This window comes from Asaia sp. As-1742 (genome assembly GCF_011753235.1).
Lineage (GTDB): Bacteria > Pseudomonadota > Alphaproteobacteria > Acetobacterales > Acetobacteraceae > Asaia > Asaia bogorensis_B.
In genome coordinates this window covers 82,892-105,640 of sequence record NZ_VWWA01000004.1, presented here as the reverse complement: position 1 = coordinate 105,640, position 22,749 = coordinate 82,892, and the positions used below count along the sequence as shown (strand labels likewise).

At 57.5% G+C, this 22,749-nt stretch carries 19 protein-coding genes; 9 read left to right on the top strand and 10 right to left on the bottom strand.

Features of this window, described 5'->3' with window-relative positions:
- Nucleotides 1-8: 8 nt before the first annotated feature.
- The 7 genes from bioD to F3J08_RS07740 form a co-directional block, all read right to left on the bottom strand.
- Nucleotides 9-1,403 (bottom strand): dethiobiotin synthase, encoded by a 1,395-nt coding sequence (gene bioD / locus F3J08_RS07770; RefSeq protein WP_166929159.1) that lies wholly within the window; start codon nt 1,401-1,403, stop codon nt 9-11.
- On the bottom strand, nt 1,400-2,029 hold the full coding sequence (locus F3J08_RS07765; RefSeq protein WP_166929157.1) for an alpha/beta fold hydrolase: 630 nt from the start codon (nt 2,027-2,029) through the stop codon (nt 1,400-1,402). Before F3J08_RS07765 ends, bioD begins: the two co-directional genes overlap by 4 nt.
- Nucleotides 2,026-3,210 carry an 8-amino-7-oxononanoate synthase gene (locus tag F3J08_RS07760; RefSeq protein WP_166929155.1) on the bottom strand — a complete coding sequence of 395 codons (1,185 nt, stop codon included), beginning with the start codon at nt 3,208-3,210 and terminating at the stop codon, nt 2,026-2,028. Before F3J08_RS07760 ends, F3J08_RS07765 begins: the two co-directional genes overlap by 4 nt.
- A gap of 74 nt (nt 3,211-3,284) precedes the next feature.
- Nucleotides 3,285-4,178 (bottom strand): SDR family oxidoreductase, encoded by an 894-nt coding sequence (locus F3J08_RS07755; protein WP_166929153.1) that lies wholly within the window; start codon nt 4,176-4,178, stop codon nt 3,285-3,287.
- A 198-nt stretch (nt 4,179-4,376) separates the two neighbouring features.
- Nucleotides 4,377-4,805: a hypothetical protein gene (locus F3J08_RS07750; protein ID WP_122038695.1), complete on the bottom strand. Its 429-nt coding sequence runs from the start codon at nt 4,803-4,805 to the stop codon at nt 4,377-4,379.
- A gap of 78 nt (nt 4,806-4,883) precedes the next feature.
- Nucleotides 4,884-5,957 carry a glycosyltransferase family 4 protein gene (locus tag F3J08_RS07745; protein WP_370458687.1) on the bottom strand — a complete coding sequence of 358 codons (1,074 nt, stop codon included), beginning with the start codon at nt 5,955-5,957 and terminating at the stop codon, nt 4,884-4,886.
- A gap of 13 nt (nt 5,958-5,970) precedes the next feature.
- Entirely contained in the window at nt 5,971-6,603 is a 633-nt protein-coding gene (locus tag F3J08_RS07740) for an NUDIX hydrolase (protein ID WP_166929149.1), read from the bottom strand.
- Between the two features lie 263 nt (nt 6,604-6,866).
- Here F3J08_RS07740 and mtnA point away from each other — a divergent pair, with 263 nt between their 5' ends.
- From mtnA to F3J08_RS07695, 9 genes are all read left to right on the top strand, one after another.
- The gene (mtnA, locus tag F3J08_RS07735; protein ID WP_166929148.1) at nt 6,867-7,970 is read left to right on the top strand and encodes an S-methyl-5-thioribose-1-phosphate isomerase; all 1,104 of its coding nucleotides are present in this window, start codon (nt 6,867-6,869) and stop codon (nt 7,968-7,970) included.
- A gap of 193 nt (nt 7,971-8,163) precedes the next feature.
- Nucleotides 8,164-9,072 (top strand): DUF2272 domain-containing protein, encoded by a 909-nt coding sequence (locus tag F3J08_RS07730; RefSeq protein ID WP_166929146.1) that lies wholly within the window; start codon nt 8,164-8,166, stop codon nt 9,070-9,072.
- A gap of 3 nt (nt 9,073-9,075) precedes the next feature.
- Nucleotides 9,076-10,350, top strand: a complete 1,275-nt coding sequence (locus F3J08_RS07725) for an adenosylmethionine--8-amino-7-oxononanoate transaminase (protein WP_166929145.1) — start codon at nt 9,076-9,078, stop codon at nt 10,348-10,350.
- Nucleotides 10,347-10,820, top strand: coding sequence for a nuclear transport factor 2 family protein (locus F3J08_RS07720; RefSeq protein WP_166929143.1), 474 nt, complete (start codon nt 10,347-10,349; stop codon nt 10,818-10,820). Before F3J08_RS07725 ends, F3J08_RS07720 begins: the two co-directional genes overlap by 4 nt.
- A gap of 1,564 nt (nt 10,821-12,384) precedes the next feature.
- Entirely contained in the window at nt 12,385-13,278 is an 894-nt protein-coding gene (locus tag F3J08_RS07715) for a hypothetical protein (RefSeq protein WP_166929142.1), read from the top strand.
- Between the two features lie 60 nt (nt 13,279-13,338).
- Nucleotides 13,339-14,379: a polysaccharide biosynthesis/export family protein gene (locus tag F3J08_RS07710; protein WP_166929140.1), complete on the top strand. Its 1,041-nt coding sequence runs from the start codon at nt 13,339-13,341 to the stop codon at nt 14,377-14,379.
- The gene (mdoH, locus tag F3J08_RS07705; protein ID WP_370458686.1) at nt 14,376-16,574 is read left to right on the top strand and encodes a glucans biosynthesis glucosyltransferase MdoH; all 2,199 of its coding nucleotides are present in this window, start codon (nt 14,376-14,378) and stop codon (nt 16,572-16,574) included. Before F3J08_RS07710 ends, mdoH begins: the two co-directional genes overlap by 4 nt.
- Nucleotides 16,575-16,673: 99 nt before the next feature.
- Nucleotides 16,674-17,624 (top strand): hypothetical protein, encoded by a 951-nt coding sequence (locus F3J08_RS07700; RefSeq protein ID WP_166929138.1) that lies wholly within the window; start codon nt 16,674-16,676, stop codon nt 17,622-17,624.
- 218 nt (nt 17,625-17,842) lie between these two features.
- Nucleotides 17,843-19,198 carry a calcium-binding protein gene (locus F3J08_RS07695; protein WP_166929137.1) on the top strand — a complete coding sequence of 452 codons (1,356 nt, stop codon included), beginning with the start codon at nt 17,843-17,845 and terminating at the stop codon, nt 19,196-19,198.
- Nucleotides 19,199-19,289: 91 nt separating this feature from the next.
- Here the strand turns inward: F3J08_RS07695 and F3J08_RS07690 are convergent, their stop codons facing one another.
- From F3J08_RS07690 to F3J08_RS07680, 3 genes are read right to left on the bottom strand one after another with little or no spacing between them, the layout of a single operon-like run.
- A complete protein-coding gene (locus F3J08_RS07690) occupies nt 19,290-20,315 on the bottom strand; it encodes a WD40 repeat domain-containing protein (RefSeq protein ID WP_166929485.1) in 1,026 nt (341 codons plus the stop codon).
- A 5-nt stretch (nt 20,316-20,320) separates the two neighbouring features.
- Nucleotides 20,321-21,283 carry a GTP-binding protein gene (locus F3J08_RS07685; protein ID WP_122038682.1) on the bottom strand — a complete coding sequence of 321 codons (963 nt, stop codon included), beginning with the start codon at nt 21,281-21,283 and terminating at the stop codon, nt 20,321-20,323.
- A gap of 14 nt (nt 21,284-21,297) precedes the next feature.
- Entirely contained in the window at nt 21,298-22,683 is a 1,386-nt protein-coding gene (locus F3J08_RS07680) for an O-antigen ligase family protein (RefSeq protein ID WP_166929136.1), read from the bottom strand.
- Between the last annotated feature and the right edge of the window lie 66 nt (nt 22,684-22,749).

Here is a 22,749-nt window from a genome sequence, read left to right as displayed (position 1 = left end):
TGACTACGTCAGAAACCCTGTAGTCTCAGGGTTTCGCGCAGGCGTTCTGCCTCCTGCGCCACGCTTTGCGGCGTGATGGCGTCCAGCAGAGGAATTTCGGCCAGCACAGGCACCTGCCCGAAATGCTCTATGGCCGCCCGATTGGCAGCATTCGGGGGGCCGCTCATCACCACGCCGGCAATGGCGATACCGCGCTGCTTCAGGGCTTCGAGACTGAGCAGCGTGTGATTGATCGTGCCCAGTGTGGAACGGGTAACAAGAATGACCGGGAGGCCCAGTGTGGCCGCCCAGTCGATCAGCAGGGTCTCGTCATTGAGCGGCACCATCAGCCCGCCAGCACCCTCGACCACCAGAGGCCCCGTGCAATCCGGCAGGGTCAGGCCCTCCAGGTTGACCGTCCGGCCCTCTGCCGCCGCTGCGTCCTGCGGTGAAAGCGGGGCGAGAAAGGCATGGGCGGGGGCCATCACGCGTGAAGCGGGGAGGGCGGCAAGCGTGCTGACGCTATGCGTGTCGCCTGCTTCATCGCTCAGCCCGGTCTGAAAGGGCTTCCAGTAGGTGGCATCGAGCGCACGGGTGAGAATGGCTGACACAAGGGTCTTGCCGATCCCGGTATCCGTGCCCGTGACGAAAACGCCCCGTGTCTTTACGGCGCTGCCGGAAGCGATCTGGTAGTCCATCTCGTTGGTCATCCTGTCGAAATGCTGCATTACGCGCCGAAGTTCGGGGGCTGTCAGCTTGCGGCTGGCCTCCTTGGGCGTTGTCGCCCCAATTTTCCTGAGGTCGAGCAGAAACGTGCGTGCGGAACCTACAGGATCACGCTGCGTCTCAAGCGACCATTCGCCCTGAAGCGACGGGGGGAGTTCAGCCAGAAGCGTTCTGGCCGTGGGATAATCAGGGAAGCCGCAGGGCAGGGATTGCGCGGCGCAGGCCTCGCGCCATTGGGCAAAGCTGCCTTCAGCCAGCGTTGTCACCTCAAGTCGCCCACCCGGTGCCAGAAGATGGGCCAGTCGACGAAAAGCGGCTTCCCGATTGCTGAACCACTGCATGCAGAAGCTGGAACAGATGAGATCGAACGGCCCGGGCAGGGTCGGGTGCTCGGCATCCATCACGTGATAACAGATATCGGGCACGGCGCGTGCAGCGCGGGCGATCATGCCGGGTGAAAGGTCGATGGCGGTGATCTCTGCCGCCGGGAAAAGCCCGCGCAGGAGGCGGGTGAGAGCCCCTGTGCCGCAGCCCAGCTCCAGAATCCGGCGGGGCGGGTTGTCCGGCGTGACATGCGAGGCAATACGCTGTGCAAGCGCGATGGCCGTGAGGGCCTGAACACGCGCAGCCTGATCATAGTGCTCGGCCATGTCGAAACGCGCGGCAATCGGGGCGAGGCGGCTGGCTTCCTCACTCATGCGCCTTGCTCCAGCCAGTCCCGGATGATGGCTGCGCAACCCTCAGGATCGGTCAGGGGCAGAAGATGCCCGCCTTCGCGTTGCATGGTCTTCGCCAGAGGGAAACCGGCCTGGGTCATGGCAGGCGTTACCAGCGGATCATTCGTGCCGCTGATTGTTGTCAGACTGGCCCCCCAGCGGCGCGCTTCGGCTCTGGCATCGGCCGCTATCAGCGCATCCAGCCCGGCCTGCAGCCTGTCGGGTGCCAGCGTGGTGCAGGGCAGGAAGGGCTCGAATTGCTGCCGGAACTGCGTGACAACCCCCGCCGGATCATCGGACAGGCGATTGGCCATGCGTGAGAGGATACGGGGAGGAAGACCTTCGGGAAAATCGTCCGACCGGGTGAAACGGGCAAAACTGTTGAATGCCACGATGCCGCGACATCCTGCGAGGTCGCGGGCAAGAAGATCTGTCGTGCCTGCTGAGTGGGTGATGGCAAGATAGGGGGCGTCGGGCAGGGTCAGTGTTTCGGGCGCACCTGTGTAGCCGCGATCGAGAAAGACCGAGTCAGGATGGCTGAGTGCCTCGTGAACCGGGGACCAGAACCGGGCATCGAAACTCCATCCATGAACAAAGACGAGCTTCATGACTGCCCTGGCCGCAGGGCTCCGGTCAGGGCATCGGCAAGCCTGTTGATGGCGGCTTCATCATGGCTGGCACTGAGTGCCAGACGCAGGCGCGCCGACCCGGCGGGGACGGTTGGCGGACGGATGGCAATGGTCAGCAGGCCCTGCTTTTCGAGCGTTTCGGCAAGAGCGAGGGTCGCCTCTTCATCGCCGATCATGACAGGAATGATCTGCGTGGTTGAACCACCTGTATCGATCCCGGCTTCGTTGAGTCGTTGACGCAGGAGCGCCGCATTCTGCCGCAGTTTCAGGCGGGCCGCCTCCAGGCCAGGCATGAGTTCCAGAGCCGCATCCATGGCGCCCAGCATCGGCGGGGATGGAGCCGTGCTGTAGATGAACCCCGAGCATGCCGTGATGATCCAGTCGCACAGGGCACGTGAACCGGCAATATAGGCGCCCATGCTGCCCAGCGCCTTGCTGAATGTGCCCATGACGAGATCCACCTCATGGCCATGAGACAGGCCGCGCCCCTGGGGGCCCAGAACACCCGTGGCATGGGCTTCATCAAGGTAGAAGAAGGCATTGTATCGTTTTGCTAGAGCGCTCAGCGCGGCGATATCGGCCGTATCGCCATCCATGGAAAAAACGCTTTCCGTCACGATGAAGCGCATGCCGGGCTGTTCGGCGTGGCGCTCAAGCAAGGCCTCGAGATGGGCCAGATCGTTGTGACGGAATCTGATCTGCTTCACCCCGGCCGCAGCACAACCGTGATGCATGCTGGCGTGATTGAGCTTGTCGGCAAAGACCAGCGGCGTCACGCCGGTCTGTTCACGGGCCAGGCGGAACAGGGCCGGCAAAACAGCAGCATTGGCTTGCCAGCCCGAAGCGAACAGCAGAGCGGCTTCTGCCCCCTTGAAACGGGCAAGGCGCCCCTCGACCTGTTGATGCAGATCCAGCGTGCCACTGACCAGCCGTGACGCCCGCGCGCCCGTGCCATGCTGCACGGCCCAGTCGGCGGCGCGGTCTCGCAGGAGCGGATGACCCGAGAGACCAAGATAATCGTTCGACGAAAAATCGAGCACTTCGCGGCCCTGACGCAGAACCGCATCGGGGGTGCGATGCAGGGGGCGCAAGGTGCGACGCAGGGAACGGGATTCCAGCGTATCGAGTGCCTGTCTGAGAAGCGGATCAAAGCGCGTCATGGCTTGTCCCTGCCGCTACGGCGTGGCCTTGTCAATTCTTCGGCATGACCCGACCCCGGTATGGGTGTCCCTGTTCAGCCGCGATGCCGAACCTTCGCGTAATTACGTCGTCCGATTGCGTAGAGCACAGGCAGTGTCAGACGTAGCAGCGCCGGAGCGACCATGCACATCTTGCCAAATACCCCATCAATAGCGGGCATGAATTGCTCGCGGCAGGTATTCTGCCGGTTTCTGCCCAGCTGGTTGACGACGGCCTGCGCGACTTTGGCAGGGTCGAGGGGCGTACTGACGTAGTTCAGGACGGAGCCACCCTCTGCCATTTCACGGAGCAGCATGGATGTCTGTACCGCACCCGGAAAAACAGTGCTGACCGACAGATTTGTCGGTTGCAGTTCCTGGGCGAGCGAGAGTGCGAAGCTCCTCAGGCCTGCCTTGGCCGCGGCATAGGCTGCGCTTCCGGCCAGTGGCATGACCGCCGCCATGGAGTTGACGAAAACGATATGTCCGCCTGTCCTGTCGCTGTTGGCCTGACCACTCATGAGCGGCAGGAGATGGCGCGTGAGAAGAACGGGTGCGGTAAGGTTGAGGGCAATCTGGGCTTCGATTGCGGCGCCTTCGGCCTCGGCAACCGGGGATGGCATGATCAGCCCTGCACAATGAATGAGGGCAAAAACGGGTCGATCGAATTGCTCGATGGTCTCGCTGACCGGAGCGAGCGTGCCGGTCCGGGCAAAATCGCAGGCAATATGGAGGGTACGACCGGGATCAAGATCGGGCTTGGAGCGGCAAATCGCTATGAGATCGTAGTCCTGCGACAGGAGGGTCCGGCCGATCAGGGCACCGATTCCCCCTGAAGCACCCGTCAGCACCACCAGGTTTCGCTCCTTCTGCCATTGTTCAGGCGCGTGCGCTGAACCACGCGAAGGGGCAACAGGATGGGAGTCTCGCAGGGGAGAAGAAACCGTCATGACCTCTGTCTTAACGCCGAACGTCGAAGCGAGACATGGGAATTCGGCTCTATGGGGTCTTTTTTAATTCCGCCTGTAACGTGGCCTGCTGCAGGACAAGCGAAGGCCCCGTCACCCTTCCGAACCATCTGGAGGGTTCGGAAGGGTGGGGAACATGACATGACGTGATGCGTGTCATTGCATCATGCTGTCAGATGATCAGTTGATGCGGCCGAGATTACGGAAATCCTGTTTTGTCTTGTCAGAGAGGGCTTTCATCTGCTCACGCTGGGCCTTCTGATCGGCCTTGAACTGATCGATACGCTGGGTGCGCTCCTGCTTCAGGTTGTCCAGCTTCTCCTTCTGGGCATCAATCTTGCCCTGGATCTTTTCGCGCTCGCGCTCGGGGGCGTTTGCATATTTGTCACGCAGATCATCGAGCTTCTTCTGACGGGCTTCGGCCGCTTCTTTGTTTTTGTTCTGCCAGTTCTGCACCCGGTTGTTCAGGCAGTTTTCCTTGGCGGCGAGGCGACCGATCACGCCCGTATTGCCTGTATTGTTATCACAGCCGGAGGTTTGTGCATGTGCCACAGGCGCTGAAACAAGAGCTGTCAGGGCCAGGGCGGGCAGAAAGCGTGTCTTAAACATGTGTCCTCTCAGTCGAATACTGTACGAGGATAATCAATGATCCCAATGTGTCGAATATGCGGCAGCCTGAATCACCGTTTAGCGCGCTTTTCCCAGGTTTATCGATTTCTGACGCGTTTTTTTCAGTAATTCCCGCGCCTGTGAAAGATTAAATTTCTGCGCCTGTTCGTGTCCGCGTCTGACGCATTCTGCTCTGAGGTCTTCATCATCAATCAGGCGGAGCATTGCTTTTTCCAGCGCATCCCCGTCATCGGGGAGGGCCAGAAGCGCAGCCGTACCGACGACCTCGGGCAGGCCGCCGCGTGGTGAGGCGATAACAGCCGCGCCGCTCGCCATGGCCTCGAGCGCGGTCAGCCCGAAAGGCTCGGGCCAACGGCTGGGCACGACGACAATCGAGGCCGCAGCCATGGCTTCGAGCACCTGATGATGCATCTGATAGCCACAGAGCGTGATTCCAGCAGCGCTTGCGCTGGCCTCGACCCGATCGACAAAGGTCGTGCGCGGCGAATTGAAGCGAAAGCGATCGGCCCCGATCATGATTGCTTTCCAGCCCGGCGCCTTCTGGCTGATCGCGGCCCAGGCGCGCACGAAGGCGTCGGCCCCCTTGTCCGCCACCATGCGGCCCGCGAAAAGCACCAGTTTTGCCCGCTTCTCAGGGGCGGCGGGCAGGGCGGACAGATCGAGACAATTGGGCATGACCGTGACCGGTCCGTCATCGAGGTCTTCCAGAAAGCGTCGTCGCAGCCAGAAAGAGACCGTGAACACCTTCACATGCTGCATGAGCTCCTGACGCTGGCGCGGACGACGGGCTCCATGCATGTCCTGTGGGTCGTTATGCAGGATAAGGTGAACCGGGACACCGCACCCCCGGAGCGCACGCGCCAGAGCCGGTCGGTTATGGACCTCCACCAGATCGGGTCGATGCCGTCTGATCTCACGCTGGCAGGCAATGCGATAGCGTGTGCCGTCACGGCGCCAGCGATGCAGCCCGCCCGGTTCGGTCACGGCTATGAACTGGCCACCCGGCAGAGGTGAGCCAGTGATTTCGGTGCCGATCACGATATCTTCCGGGGAGGCCAGACGAGAGACCAGAAGCGCGATGGCCCCCGCACGGTCAGGCGCATAGCCCTCCCGACGGGGGAGAATGGTCATGACCTTCATGGCGTCAGTCGTAATCCGTCGCCAGATCCGGTTGGTCGTAATGATCGAACATGCGGCGAAGCTGATGGGGGAGGAGCCGTGTCAGGGAGAGATCATCAGGCAGGTTATTTCGGTTGAACCAGCCGATCCCCGAGGTTTCAAGGTTGTCGATGGTGGGGGTGCCCCCTGTCAGACGACACAGATAGAACACCTTGGCACAGGAAAAGACGTCAGGCGGATGGCCCTGTCTGTTACGGTCCCAAAGGGCAGCCAGCTTGATGATTTCCGCGCTGTACCCGCTCTCTTCCATGACTTCCTTGAGCGTGTTTTCGGCCGTGGTAAAATTCACGTCCGCCCAGCCGCCGGGCAGGGTCCAGCGATCCTGATCGATGGCTTCACGCACCATCAGGATTTCGCCTGCCGTGTTGAATACCGCGCCACGGACATCGATCTTGGGGGTGGCGTAGCCTTTTTCACTCGTGAACAGGGCGAGCACTGTCTCGGGTGTGTCCTGGCCCAGCGCGGCGATCATGGACGATGCGAGTACGCGCAACTGCTCGTACCGCTCGCGATCATAGGGATTCTGGCAGAAGGTGAGCCCGTTCTGGGCGATCGCCTGTACGTCCCGTGCCCAGGTCAGCCATTGCGGTTCGCTCATATTCCGGTCCTTTTGCCTATGCCTCAATATAGACCGGATCGGCCCGGTCGTAAAACCTTGTTCCCGATCATCAGCGTCGTTCCACAGCTTGTCAGTATCGTGGCAGATTCATGAAAACACCCGACGCGTTACCGGAAATGAGGGCGCAGGAACTTGAGTCCTTCCCCCTTATTTGCCACATGCTAGCCCTCTGATCATGACACCGGCTCCCTTGTCAGGAAGCAGTTCCCCCGCATTGCGTGGCTCACAAGACGGATACCCATATGAAAATCAACGGTACGCCCTATCGCAGTGTCTGGCGCGACGCCCAAGACCCGGCTCTCGTGCATATCTTCGACCAGACCAAGCTCCCCTGGACGCTCGATGTTCTCGCCCTGCGCGAAGAGGATCAGGTGGCCCATGCCATTCGTACCATGCAGGTGCGCGGCGCCCCCCTGATTGGCGCGGTTGCCGCCTATGGTCTGGCCTTTGCCCTGCAGAAAGACGCCTCCGATGCCGGCCTGAAGGACGCAGCAGCGCGTCTTGTCGAAACGCGCCCGACGGCCATCAATCTGCGCTGGGCCATCGAACGCATGGTGGCGCATCTTCAGCCTCTGGCGCCCGATGCCCGCGTGAAGGCGGCCTATGAAGAGGCGGATGCGATCTGTGACGAGGATGTGCAGGTCAATGAATCCATCGGTCGTCATGGGCTTGAGCTGTTCCGTACGCTCTGGGAGAAGCGCCGTCCCGGTCAGGAACGTCTCAATATCCTGACCCATTGCAATGCAGGATGGATTGCCACGGTCGATTGGGGCACAGCCCTGGCCCCGATCTATATGGCCCATGATGCCGGGTTGCCCGTTCATGTGTGGGTGGATGAGACACGCCCCCGCAATCAGGGCGCATTGCTGACAGCCTGGGAGCTGGGGGCGCATGGTGTGCCGCACACGCTGGTCGCGGATAATGCCGGTGGGCACCTGATGCAGCATGGCGATGTTGATCTGGTGATCGTAGGAACAGATCGCGTGACCCGTCAGGGAGATGTTGCAAACAAGATCGGCACGTATCTCAAGGCATTGGCCGCTCACGACAATGACGTGCCTTTCTGGGTCGCGCTGCCTTCCTCGACCATCGACTGGCGGGTAACCGATGGTGTGAAGGAAATCCCGATTGAGGAGCGTTCGGGCGAGGAGGTGACCTATGTTCATGGCATCGATGAGCAGGGTCAGGCTGCCCGCGTGCGCGTCACCCCCCGGATTACCAAGGCCGCCAATCCGGCCTTCGACGTTACCCCGGCCCGACTGGTTTCAGGGCTGATTACCGAACGTGGCCGCTGCGAGGCAACTGCCGAGGCTCTCGCTTCCCTGTTCCCTGATCAGGCTGGCTGAAGCCCCGGCAGCCTCCCGCAAGGCAGTCACCAAGGCATGACGAGGGCGGCACTTGACCGGAGCGCCGCTCTCGTTCCTATCTCGCTGTAATGAACCGGCGCTGTTCGGCGCTCGTTGCGCATACAGGGAGAAGAATCACATCATGGGCGCCGGACTGTTTTCTTTACGATCATATGCGCAGAATACCCTTGCCATGCAGAGTCGGGTTGTCGGCGCTCTTGGCGCGCTCATGCTGTTCTCGGGGTGCGCGTCGACTGCGGTTCAGAATGCAGCGCAACATCCGGCGCAGACACCTATGGCGCAATATGCCAATGGCCGTGTCGGGGCCTATGGCTATGATGGCCATGTGCCCGACTTCGCCTCGCGCAATTTTGTGCCGTTCAACCGTCAGGATGTTGTGGCGATCGCCATGCGCGAATGGCGCATGTTCGGCAACCCTGTCAGCGATGACGATCCCGAGGATCGTCCCGAGCCAAGTGCCCCCTCGCTCAAGCCCGAGCGTATTCCCGGCCTCTGGCAGCGTGTAGGCGAGTACTGGTGGATCGGGCAGGACCCCTATGAGACGGAAGTCTCATGGAGCGGCAAATACAATGCGGATGGTCAGCTCTTCCGCCCCGAGAATGACGGGCATTACGCCTGGTCGGCGGCGTTCATCTCCTATGTGATGCGCGTGGCCGGTGCGAATGACCGCTTTCCCTATTCGCCCAACCATTCGACCTACATCAATGCCGCCGCTTCGGGACAGTCCACGGGTCTGCGCGCGCAGGACCCGAAAACCTATATTCCCCAGCTGGGTGATCTGCTCTGCGTGGGTCGCGGCAAGAGCCGCAGCGTGACCTTTGCCATGCTGCCAACCTCCTACGGGTTTCCTTCCCATTGCGGCATCGTGGTTGCCACGCATCAGAATGCCCCGCCTTTTGGCAATGAGCTGAGCATCATCGGCGGCAATGTGGATGATACGGTATCCCTGACCCATGTTCCGACCGATTCCAACGGTGCGCTTGCAACCGCCGAGGGTCAGTTCTACGATACGCGCTATCCGTGGTGCGCCGTGCTTCAGGTGCTCTACGATGCCGATCGTGAGCCCGATAGCGGGCAGTAAGGCATGACATCCGACAAGCCTTCTGCAAGCCCCGTCTGGCTGCCCTATACCCAGATGCAAACAGCGCCTGCGCCGCTTATCGCCGCGCGGACGCAGGATACGCGCATCGTTCTGGAAGATGGCCGCTCGCTGGTGGACGGGATCGCCTCGTGGTGGACGGCCTGTCACGGCTATAATCATCCTCATATACGCGCCCGGGTGGCGGCCCAGCTCGATGCCATGCCCCATGTCATGCTTGGTGGGCTGGTTCATCGGCCGGTCATGGAGCTGTCAGAGCGTCTGACGGCACTCCTCCCGGGTGATCTTGCCCATTGTTTTTTCACCGATAGCGGTTCGGTTGCTGTCGAAGTGGCCATGAAAATGGCGATCCAGTTCTGGCTCAATCGCGGTGAGAAAGGACGTACGAAGCTGCTCTCCTTTCGCGGGGGCTATCACGGTGACACGCTTGCAACGATGTCGATCTGCGATCCTGAAGAGGGGATGCACAGCCTCTTCAGCGGTGTGTTTCCTGAACAGGTCATCGCTGATTTACCCCTCGATGCCGCACGCTATGAGGCACTCGATCAGCTTCTGGCGCGTCATGCGGGCAGTATCGCTGCAATCATTACAGAGCCTCTGGTGCAGGGTGCTGGTGGTATGGTTTTCCATGCCCCCGAGGTGCTTGCCCGACTGCGGCAACTGGCCGACAAACATGGCGTGTTGCTGATACTCGATGAGATTTTCACGGGTTTCGGGCGCACAGGCACCATGTTTGCCTGCGAGCAAGCCGGGATTGTGCCCGATATCATCACCCTCTCCAAAGCCCTGACCGGTGGCACAATGGCGTTGGCGGCTACCGTTGCGCGCCGCCATGTCTATGAGGCGTTTCTGTCCGACTCACCCATGGCCGCGCTCATGCATGGCCCGACCTTCATGGCCAATGCGCTGGCCTGCGCCGCCGCCTGTGCCTCGCTGGATCTTTTCGAGCGTGAGCCGCGTCTGGCTCAGGTCGCCGCGCTTTCGACGATGCTGCGTGACCAGCTGGAGCCCTGTCGCGCTCTGTCTGGCGTGCGCGATGTACGTGTGCTGGGGGCGATCGGTGTGGTCGAACTTGAAGCGATCGAGGATATGGCCGGGCTCAAGGCCGCGCTTGTTGCATGTGGCGTCTGGGTCAGGCCGTTTCGCAATATCATCTATCTCACACCCGCCCTCACGATCACTCCTGAGGATCTAGCGCGCCTGACGACGGCGATATTCACTGTTGTGCAGGCGGGGGCGTTCAGGAAGGCAAGTTCATGACCAAAGACCCTGCGGCCCTGGCTCCTCCCTTTACCGCAGAAACGGCGCGGCTGAAGGTACGTCGTGCCGAGGATGCATGGAACGGTCGCAACCCGGCTCAGGTCTCTCTGGCCTATAGTGTCGAGAGCCGGTGGCGTAACCGCAATGAGTTCCTGCAGGGGCGCCCGGCTATTGTCGCGTTCCTTGAACGCAAATGGGCTGCCGAGCACGATTACCGGCTGATCAAGGAGCTCTTTGCGTATCAGGATGACCGTATTGCCGTGCGTTTTGCCTATGAGTGGCATGATGCATCGGGCCAGTGGTTTCGCTCCTACGGAAACGAAAACTGGGTTTTCGACGCACAAGGCCTGATGGCGCAGCGTATGGCGTCGATCAATGATCTTGCCATCAACAGCGCTGATCGGCTGTTCCACTGGCCGCAGGGCCGTCGCCCTGATGACCATCTGTCGCTGAGTGATCTTGGTCTATAGCCTCAGGACCCATTGATACGGATATGGAAATCTGGTTCAGGCCCTGCGAGGAACCTGAAGATCGACGATCCATCCGGCCCACACACCCGTAGATAACCCGTCTGAAGCTGTTTCTTCTACAGAGCTATGGGATCGCCACGTGTTGCTGATAGGCCTGTGTCGGGCAGGATCATCCTTGTAAACCGCATTGCCCTGCGCTGGCAGCACTGAGGCACTGTGTGTGACGTAGCTTGCAACGCGTTCAGAAGCGCCATGGCCCGCGGCAATTCGTGCGTCTGCTCCGTCACCAAAGCGAATGGCGGGGCTTGTCTGCGCTCGTTGGCCAACAGGCAGACCCTGCTGTAGAAGCCTTGGCGCGGACGACCAGGCATCTGCCAATTGCACGGGTCTTTTCGAGACAGGCCTCATTGGCGGCTTTTACCTTTGGGTGACAGTATTTCGATTAATGGATGCCAGATGCGCAACGCATCCTCACAAATCAAGGGGCGTATCATGCTCGTCTTAAAAAAACTGTGCAGATCCACGGTATCCTTGAAATCTGACGGGCCCTAGATATGCACAAAGAGTTTTGCGCTCTTCGCCCTGCGCTTCGTGGCGTGTAATGATGCCTCAGCGCTGCGCCTGACAGGGCTAGGCCTGAAAAATAAACGACGCGTGCCTCGATCTGCCAAACGTATCCTTCCGGGGCGATCTGCTCGCGCGTTACCTGAGTGCTTCGATCAGGCGGATAATCTGCACTTCATATTCCTGTCGTTTGTGCAGAAAGCGGGGAGCAGAGCACGCCTGTCCGAACGTCGATCCGGCGGCACAAGCCCGTCGTGTCCAGCTTCGGTGAGGCACATAGTATCTGACCGGTGACGCAGCGCGATCATCGGGACGACGCGCCCTGTTTCCTTATGGGGTGATATCCGACGATCAAGAACATTGGGAGGCGTAGCCGAAGCGGGTTCGACCGGGTGTGTGAGCGTGCGGGCTTTGTAAGGACATCTTCTGAACAAAGAGATTGTCATTCTGTATGGGGTGGATATAAGAACAAATCGTCAAAAATTCGTTCCGATTCGTATAGAGAGATCAATAATGATCGAAACCTCAAATATAAATAAAAAACTAACGATATGTAGTCAGTAATATACGCGGATTTGTTTGTTGTTTTATTTTTGTTGCGAGTTTGGTTAAATCGAAACGCCAGATCTGGTTTTTTCGTACTAAACAATCAACGCCTGGGATAACGAAAGCCAATCCTCCTTCATGAAGAAGTGGTGAATATCTTTGAAAATTATATCATCTCGAGCGATATAAAATAAACATAGATTGGTTATCCTATGGAAGAAACGCGCGCCGGCACGCACAACAAGAAGCGCATTCGTGTGATAGCCAATACTATAAATAATAATAGTACATATAAATGTACATCGAGCAACGGTAATATACTGTTATGTCCGCAAATACAAAAAAGAGAATATATTACGCATCGATATTGATGTGTGTTATATATTGGTTTTTTATCTCGTCACCGAGATATCTTTCCCAAGCCGACATTATTGTTCAGGAGAGGCGAGGGGATATGGCGAGCCCGATTTCGGGCACGTCATCTGATGAGCATTACGTTATATCGGCTGATGGGCGTGCAATAATCAATGCCTGGCTGAGATCGGAAGCGCCTTTCTGGTTGATTGAGAAAAATGGCGTCCAACCAGGACTATACTCTGAGAAAAACTGGTTCATCCGGCTGTTTCATCTGGGCTCATTGCACGCAGTGGGTGACTGGCGCCGTTGGCAGCATTTCAGAAAATCCCTGAAGATCACCGAGAGTCCAGAGAGCACAGGTATCGCGTTATCAAGTTTCGATCCTGGTGTTTCCTATGACGTCCTACGGGAGATCATGGGGGGTGCGGAGAGATACCTTCTTGCCCGCTCCCGGGAAGAGGATGCGTTGTACCAGATGCGTGCGGATAACGCCGTCGCATATTATCAGAAGAAGCTTTCCACTTACGAGGATGCGCATCACGCTGATTTCCAGACACTGGCCCAGACTATTCTGCCGAACATCTACCTGCGGCGCGAGCATCTGCTGGAGAAAATGCGCGACGCAACGCTCGCCTATGTTCTCAAGGAAAAGAATTATGGTGTTGGTGCCGCGAATGCGAGCGGGCTGAACTTGCAGCTAGACTGGCTCAGGAAAGAGCTGGGTAGCGTAGATCGTGAGTTGGCGGAGAACAGGGACCTTCTGTCGCGGGAGGTAACCCGCGATGCCTACCTGAAGGGAATCATACAGCAGCTTGTTCAGTATGACCGCCCGAACATCAGTAGTACCGGTCAGCTGTATATACCCCGATACAAAATTACTTACCTTAGTGAGCCAGCGCGGTTCAGTCAGGAATTCGGGCCATATAGGGTCAGATCACTCATAATAACCCTGATTGTAATAAGTGTGCTTTATTGGATAGTGAAGGACTGATCTGTGCGCGGTATTCATGTGTATATATGTATTGTCACGCTCTTTCTGTCCGGATGCAGTTTGCCAACGTCGGGCCCATCCCGGGAGGCAGTTGTAAAGTCCTTTCAGGGGCGTCTGGTCAATGTCGATGAAGCGACTGCGACCCGAATGAACGCGGCGGATCGGCAGGAGCGAGAGGACAAGGACCAGCAAAACCTGACGGCCCTCCGCCGTTCATACCGACGCTTTACGCCGCTTATACAGAATGGTGACCAGATCGATGTGAAAATTTCCAGTTTCACACCGGATACAGTCACGTCCACAGGTCAGGACAAGGTTCTGGAAGGTTTTCAGATCAAGGAGCTTGGGCTTTATATTGTGGATGAGACAGGGAGTGTCGACCTTCCATATGTTGGCCGTATGCGTTTGTCCGGCCAGAGTATCGTCTCGGCACGCCAGGCAATACAGATCGCCTATGATCACGCCGGTCTGTTTGTCCGTCCCTATGCGCTGCTGACAGTTCAGGGCAACGGGCGCAACGGTATTGCAGTTGCAGGAGATGTGTCCAACCCCAAAGTGCTGGCGTGGCAGCCCGGCGGCGTGGATCTTGCGACAGCCCTTACCTTGACCGATGGTGGTGAGCAGGAAAGCTCGAAGAAGAACAACGAGACCCGTATCCTCGTCAATATCGTTCGTGACGGTGCGACCTACAGCATACCTTACGATACGGCGCTTCGGGATCATATTCCTCTCGTACCAGGTGATCGCCTGGTCGTCAGAAGGATTCCATCTGTCAGGGCAACCGTCATGGGCGGAGGTATCCTGCAAAACGGGACTTACAGCTTCCCGAACACGCCCTCACTCATGGAGGTCGTTGCTCGTGCGGGTGGCTTCAATGCGAATAATGCCGATATTACGAATCTCTTCGTCTTCAGGCGTATCGATCACGAAGTCAGAGTGCTGAGGATTGATTTCAAGAGTGGAACGGGCGTCACGACGGCCGCGGCCCTTCCGGTCAAGGACGATGACGTGATCTATGCTCCCGAAGCCCGGATTGTGCCTTGGCTGAGGGTCATGAACATCGCCTTCCAGCTCGCCCTTCCAGCAGCGGTCATGAGATGATGAGACGGACGTCCAGTTCCCCGGCCAACACAGCTACGGACGACCCGCCTTTGCATCTGTCCCGTCGTACGGGCAGCAGGCGTCGCCCGATTGGCGGGTCACATGTTGACCCCAACGAGACGTCATCACTGATGGATCTCACGCGACTGGGTGCTGTTACGCCGACGAGTTACCAGCGAACGATCGCTTTCAGGCGTTCTTTCAATGTGGTGTTGTCGGCTTTTCTATCGGTGATCGCCACGGTCATCTGCTATCGCTCAATCGTTTCCTCAATCGAGATCGAACTGATACGTCTGCTGTTTTCGGCTATTTTTTTTATTCTGACCTATCACGCCACGACCAGCCTGCTCAAATTGCTGTTCGGCAATATTCTGGCTTACGCTGTAGACAAGGGTAACAAGGATCCGGTCCCGGCAGAGGCCCTTCTGCCCGAAACGCGTATTGCCATTCTGTACCCTGTTTACAACGAGGATCCCTCACGTGTCGTTGGCAGTATCCTGGCAACGTGGGATCAGCTTCGCGTTATGAAAGGCACGGAAGACCATTACGAATTCTTCGTGCTTTCTGACAGTCGGCCATTTCTGAAGCGCGTATGCGAGGAAAAAGCGGTTTTCGAGGCGCGTTGCCTCAGACCCGATATCAAACTGACCTACAGATGGCGATCGATCAATTCGAACGCAAAACTGGGAAACGTGATGGATTTCCTGCGTCGATTTTCGGCCGATTTCAAATATATGGTCGTCATGGATGCGGACTCTCTGATGAGTGGAGACGCCATACATCGTATGTCCCTCCTTTGCGAGGGTAATGACAGGATTGGCATCATACAGACTAATCCTGTTCCTATCCTGAGGACGTCCATATTCGGGCGGATGCTACAGTTTTCATGCCAGTTATATGGAGCGCCGTTTTTCAAGGCGATCAAACATTATCACCTTAGTGACTCGTTCTATATAGGCCATAACGCGATCATACGTGTGGCGCCCTTCGTCGATTATTGTATCTTGCCAAAACTGGAGGGTTTGCCACCCTGGGGCGGTAAACCGATCAGTCATGACCTGGTGGAAGCTGCGTTGATGTCAAAGCATGGCTTTGACGTGTGGTTTATTCCGGAGATCATGGGAAGCTATGAGGAAATTCCCTCGAATATTATCGCGTTCCTCATACGTGAACGACGCTGGATGCAGGGTAATATCCAGAATATTCGCGTGGCCTGGGGATTTGGGCTGAAACATATTCACCGCGATCTTCTGATGTCCGGATTCATGGCCTATTTCAGTTCGATTTTCTGGGCCCTGTTCGTTGTGATCATGACGATCATGCAGATGGGTTTTATCGGCGGCAATGGCGTTGCAATCGACCAGATAAATTATGAATTCGGTACGAGATATCTTCTCTTCTTTTCAGTCACGCTACTGTTTTTTCCGCGTGTGATTGGCATCGTTCATTGCATCGCATCGCGTAGCTTCCGGCATCATGGGGGATTGCTGGCCGTGCTGTGTTCCTGCGTGCTGGACACGCTATTTTCGGCTCTCTTCGCCCCCATTGTGATGGTGTTTATTGTACGCTTTCTCCTGATGTACATAAAATCGATTCCAGTGAAATGGGGAACGCAGGATCGAGACGATGACCAGGTGCCATGGTCGGAGTGCCTGCGTAACTTCGCTATCCCCGTATTTTGCGGTATCCTTCTGTTGTTCATGAACATTCCTGTCGACCTCGACAGCCTCTTTTATGATCCCGATATTCTTCCGGAAGTAGCGCCTAGATTCTCTCTTGATGACCGTCTTTTATGGGCGTCGCCGATGATCATCTCCCTGATATTCAGTCCAGTGATCTGCCGCCTCACGTCGAGAGGACTGCCCTCGTTTCTCACCAGGAAGCTTTTCGTGACGCGAGAGGAGGTGGAGGAACCGGATATAATACAGCGCATGCACGATCATACAGCGTATATGGAAAGCCAGATTTCAACGTTACGAACAGAGATGGATGCTCTCCGTTACGCATATGCAGATCCTGATTTCATCAGGCATCATGTCCATTACACTTTTACACGTGCGTCACGGCTTTCGGAATGGCCTCGTGATATCGCGCATGATCCGTCCAAATTCATATCGGCCTTCTATAACCGGCATGATTATCTGGCACTTTGCGACATGCTTTCTGGGGGAGGCATCGCGAAGACTGCGGGATGATCGCACATGAACGTCAGTGGCGTGTCCATAGTGATATAGTGAAGTATTAATATCTTATATTTTAAAATCGGGCAGTTCCAAACGGGCAAAGTTTCACACGTGCACGAATTCGACCTGAAATCTGCTTTCGAACAATCGCGTCAGGGTAGTGGCACTGCTGCCTATGAGATTGGCCGATTCTTCTACAGTCAGCCTGTTCCCTGGGCTCCATGTGCGGCGCAGCACTGGTTATTAAGGGCGCTCGCTCTTGGTCATGCGGACGCCCATTATCTGCTCTCCTGCCTTCACCTTGAGAAAAAGCGGTCGGCCTGTATCGCCTATGATCTTTTCGAGCCGGATCTTGCTACGGCCTTGTCGCATGCAACGACCAGCTGCGAGATGGGTGTCCAGAATGCCCATACGCAGAAATGTCTTGTTCTCAGCCGTCTGGGGCTGGACGATACGGAGTCGTATCGGCTGAGTTTTGAGAAAGGTCTTGAGCTCGGCGACGACTGGTGCGTGATGCAATACGTCATTTCGCTTCTCAAACTGCCGCGCTCAGCAACAACGAGTAGCGTAATCGCTGGGTTGAGAAGCCGGATCCCGCAAGGGCGGATGACATCTTACGCTTACGCAGTAGCGGCGCTCCATGGGTATGAGTGTGGTGATCCTATCACCCTGGCGCGCTTCTCAGCACAGGCCGGCTTGTCGGCAGCGCAATGGCTACTGGGTCGTTTGCTTCTGGTGCAGGAAGATCAGAGTGAGGAGGGTGTCCGTTGGTTGTATCGGGCATATCATCAGGGAATGATGGAGGCGGGTGTCACGATTGCCGATTGGCTTAGTACTCACGACCCCGATAATCCGGAATCAGATCGTTTGTATTTCGAGACGGCCAGGGAGGGGAGCCTGTCGGCGCGTGCGGTTCTGGCTGTCAGGTATTTTGCGTGTTCCAGACAGACCTGGCTTACGGCGGCAACAGCCTCGCTCTGGATGAAGGAAAGCCTTCGGGCCGAGATCCCTCTAGCGAGAGCATGGCAGCAGTCAACCAGAGCGGCTTCCTGTGGATTGTGAAGCGTCTTGCAGCACTGTGGCCTCCCAGGGGAGCGGATAAGACTGCTGGCTTCATCCTGTCTGTGTTTCAAATCTGGCCAGAAATACCCCTTTAGTCGGTTGTACCGTCCTGATGCCAGAACTGTGATATTGAAAATTCAAAATAAACACGAAACAATATTAACGTGATTTCAATAAACACAAGTATAAATATCACTCTCATAGAAATGGAGGCGAAAGTGTTGGATTCCACACAAGAAAGCGAGATTTATTATGACAAGTCGCAGTCAGGAAGCAGCATCGAGGGGGGAGAGAGCCTCCTTATCATGCCGGAGGACGTGTCGGCTAAAGATATCACTTTCCGAATTGTCAGCAATTATGATGTCGAACTCTCGATTGCAAACGATAGTGGCGGTCAGGGTAATGACACCATTACCCTGAAGAATCAGTACAAGTATAGCGCGTCCGGAGACAATTTCGCCGTAGCATCAATCCAGTTGAGCAATGGTGTGGTCTGGACAGCTATTTCGCCCAACAACGACATGACCCATCCGGGGAGCCTCTTTCTTGAGAAAGAAGTTGTAGACTCTGGCGTCACAAAAGCCATCTATGCACCCACCAAAGTAGCGGCGGACGTTGTTTCGTATGGCGGTAATGCCTTCGTCGAGGGTACCGGCCTCCTGAATGTCGTTGGAACTTATAATTTCCTGAGCATTCACAACACGAATAACGACTACAATAGGATATTCTGTACCATAACCAATTACGGTGAGATACAAAATACCGGATATTATGCCTATAGCAACGTCACGCTGCAGGGTGCAAATTCCATATTGAATATAGAAAACGCCAAAGCTAACGTCCTCGGTGACGGCGGTAGTCTCTATACAAGTGGTTATGGGAATATTATTGCCAACGGCACGTTCAAGGATATGATCGTCAATAGCTGCGATATCAATACGCTCAATGTGACGCTTCTCGGAAACGGCCTTATCCAGAATTCGCGTGGATGGAATGGTTTTACCCTGACAGGTAATGCTTCAAATCTCACGGCCGACAATTCGGCCATATCGGTTGTCGCTGATGAGGGTTCGATCACCCTCAATAATGGCGCCTCCTGCCTTCTCAAGGGATCTTCGGATCAGGGCCAGAACGTCTTCGTCAACGCGAATGGCAAATCGCTTTCTTACACTGCCGATACGAATACGAATGTCACGGTCAATGTAAAGGCTGGCGAGGCCACGGAGGTTTACGGCGCTGGCTACACAACCAATATTGTCGACCTCAATGGGTCTGGGAAACTGGATGTCGCCAATTTTACTGGTGCCAACGGTCGAATCGTCGCCACAAATATGACTGATCTGTCCAAACTGCATGTCACGGCTGACGGTTCGGATGCTGTTGTGTCTTATGATGGAAGTGATGCAGTCATTCGATTGCATAACACCAGTGTGTCAGCCCTGACTGTATCTGCCCCGACTTATGACGAAACACTCCGCGCCAATGCGGTATCTCTGATCCTTGATCAGTCCAGTCATGGTATGGCGGCGTTTGCATCGACCGACTCTTCTTCCCTGGTCGCTGCGCACGGGTAAGGGGACCGCAACCAGGTTTGAAATCTCTGCTGCGGGGCGTTGCTGCAAGGTGAGACTTGCAGCAACAGAGGCGCATCAGTCTCCGCTCGTTTTAGCCTGCTGAGGAAAGATCAATGGCGGCAATCACGCCGTCATCCGTGCCGAACACCATTACGCCGCCCAGCGGTGAAAAGACCAGGCCGGTTACCTTGCCGCGCTTGCCAAGGCAGATGGGCAGAACACGCTCAGAGCCGAGTTCGGCGAGAAGAACCGAGCCGTCTTCAAACCCTGCGGCAATGATATCGTTCTTGGGGTGGGCTGCAACGGCCGAGCAGAACACGCCGGGCAGGCGCGCAAGTTCGGTCGGGGGCTTGCCCATCGGGCCGCCGCCGAAGAATGGCCAGAGAACGATGGCATCGGCGCCTGAGGTCGCAAGCCAGCGCCCGTTACGGGTAAAGGAGAGCGAGGTCACGCGCTTGGGGTAGCCGCTCATGCGCATGTTATGGCTGTCAGACAGGCGCCAGCCATGCAGGTCATTTTCCTGCATCGCGGTCACGAGGGCCTCGCCAGCTGGATGAATGGCGAGGGTGGTGTGGCTGCCCTTCCATTCGAGGGGGCGTACCGTGTCCACTTTCGCGCCAACAAACCACATCGACACGCCGTTATAATGCGACGCGGCGACACGCTTGCCTTTGGCATCAAAAACGATGCCGGTAACGGTCGAGGGGTGCTCAAGGGTCTTGAGAGTGGTCCCCCCAGAGGCGTCGCGGATCTCAAGCTGCTTGCCGGTCGAAAAGGCCAGATGGTCAGGTGTTGTGGCCACGCAATCCACCCAGCGACGGCCCTTGTGCAGTTCGCTCACCGTGCCATCGGGCAGGGTGCGGCACAGGCGGTTATCCTCGCCACCGCTGACGAAACCTGTTTTGCCGGTATCGGCAGCGAGGCAGAGCACGGCACCGTCATGAGCCTCGATGCGCTGCCATGTTTCAGGATGCCTGATCCCGGCAACAGGGATCAGGAAGATCTCGCCTTCGACCGTGCCGAGCGCGAAGGTCTGGCCATCGCGGGCACAGGCGGCGACGGTAACGGGCGAACCAATGGTCTTTTCCGCGCCGCGTGTGGCGAGGAGTTCAGTCATCTCGCTCATGCGCGGCAGCTTTCAAAGCCACGACGAAGCTGCGGACGGTTGAGGTTGCGACCGATGAAGACGATGCGCGATTCCTTGCTCTCGCCCTCCTTGCCTTTGCCGATATAGTCGCCATCGGCCATCATGTGCACGGCCTGGAACGCAAAGCGCTCATCCTTGCCCGCAAAATGCATGATGCCCTTGGACCGCAGGATATCCGCGCCCTGTTCCTGAAGGATCGCGCCGATCCACGCCTGAAAGCGCTGTTCGTCAAGCGGCTCCTCGACGGCGAAGGACATGCTGGTAACGCCCTCCTCATGCGAGTGCTCGTTGTTCTCAAGGAAGTCCGGCATGGTTTCCAGCGCGCGTTCAAGGTCGAACCCGCCCTGATCGAGCACGGTGCTGAGTGCCACGGCGCTGTGCTGGGCACGATGGATCTGCACGCTGGCATTGATCCCGCGCAGACGCGCCTCGATGGCCTCAAGCGCGGCTTCATCCACGAGATCGGTCTTGTTGAGAATGATCACATCCGCAAACGCCACCTGACGGATCGCCTCGGGGCTCTCGTCCAGCGTCTGGATGACGTTATAGGCGTCGACCACGGTCACGACGGCGTCGAGGCGTGATTTCTCGCGCAGGTTTTCATCCACGAAAAAGGTCTGGGCCACGGGGGCCGGATCGGCAAGACCGGTGGTCTCGACAATGATACCGTCAAACTTGCCACGACGACGGAGCAGACTGCCGAGAATACGGATCAGATCGCCGCGCACGGTACAGCAGATGCAACCGTTATTGGTCTCGAACACCTCTTCATCCGCATCGACCACCAGATCGCCATCGACGCCCAGTTCGCCGAACTCATTGACGAGCACGGCATATTTGCGCCCGTGCTCGCTCGAGAGAATATGGTTGAGCAGCGTGGTTTTCCCGGCACCGAGAAAGCCGGTGAGAACGGTGACGGGGATCTTGGTCTCGGACATCGGCACTCCGGGTCTTAGCGAGAGGTTACGGTCGGCACAGCATATAGGGTCGCCTTGTCGCGAGGAACAGAGGTGGCCCCCAAGGTCGGGGCCCCCAGAGCCGCTGCCTCGGCCAGTCCGACGCCAAGCAGCATGAAGGCCCATCCGCCAAGAGGCAGGTTGAGGAAGTCGCTGGCTGAGGCAAAGGGCCATTCCTGAACGAAAAAGGCCGCGAACAGGCCGATGCGCCAGGCATGATGAGCCCCTTGCACAGGCCAGAGTGCGCGCAGGCACGCAAAAACCAGCCCACCGAACAGGAAGAGCCCCGGTAGCCCGGCATTGGTCAGTGCCTGCAGATAGTGGTTATGCGCGTGCTGGACGCAAATGCTCGTGCCGCCGCCATCGCTGGCTGTGCTGAGCCAGGATAGACCATGCAAATAGGCCGGATTGGCGCAGGCATGACGGAAGGCGTCGTAACCGAGCCCGGTGACGGGATGGGCCTGCGCGATGACAATCGCACGGGTAAAGAGCAGACCGTAATGCGACTCCCAGAAATGCGAGAGCTGATGAGCGGCCAGCACGATGAGATGTTGAAAGGCCTGAGGCGCAAGAACGCGCACCAGCAAGACCAGAACGGGCAGACTGAGGGCCCCGACCAGGGCAGCAGGGCGCAAAGGGCGATAGAACAGGGCACAAATGCCGATCCCGAGCGCGGTAAGCGCCATGGGAATACGCTGCCCGGCTAGGACCATAATCCCCAGCACAATAACAGCCAGCCCACTCATGGCCAAGAAAACGGGGAGGGTTGTCCTGTGCGGATTGCCGTTGCGCGTTCCCGGGGAGCCTGTGGCAGGTGCCTTTCCGGGGCGGGCCATCAGCCAGGCACAGCCCAGCATCATGACGGGCAGAACCAGACGGGAGAAAGGCGCTGCCGCTCTGGGGTGGGCATAGGGTCCGGTCAGCGTCCCGTCGATATAACGCGGGTAGCCGAAGAGATTATGCCCGAAGATGGCCTGCACCAGAAATTGGAGCACGAAATATCCGCAACAGGTGATCAGAACCCAGCGCATTGTCGTCCGCGATGGTTCATCGCGCAGCGTCCAGACCTGAAGGGCTGCCGCCATGAGGGGAAACCGTATGGCGAGAATGGACTGCGTGAGCGCCTGCGACGAGCCAATGCCGATATGGGGCAGGGAGCAAACAATCTGCCAGCCCCACCACAGCAGGGCCACACGGACCCAGAACTGCCGACCCCAGCCCCAGCCAAGCCCCAGCGCCGAACGCGCCAGCAGGCCGATGGCCAGGAGGTCCATCATGATCTCTGAAAACAGCCTGCCATGAGTCAGAAAGACCGGCAGAAGCAGCGTCGCCCCGAAACCAAGGCGATCAAGCACGGAAGTAAGGCGGGCGCGGCGTGTCATGATCTGCGGTGATGCCCGCTCGGCGCATCAGGCGCAAGTGAGGCAACGAACACGGTTCTCCACCGT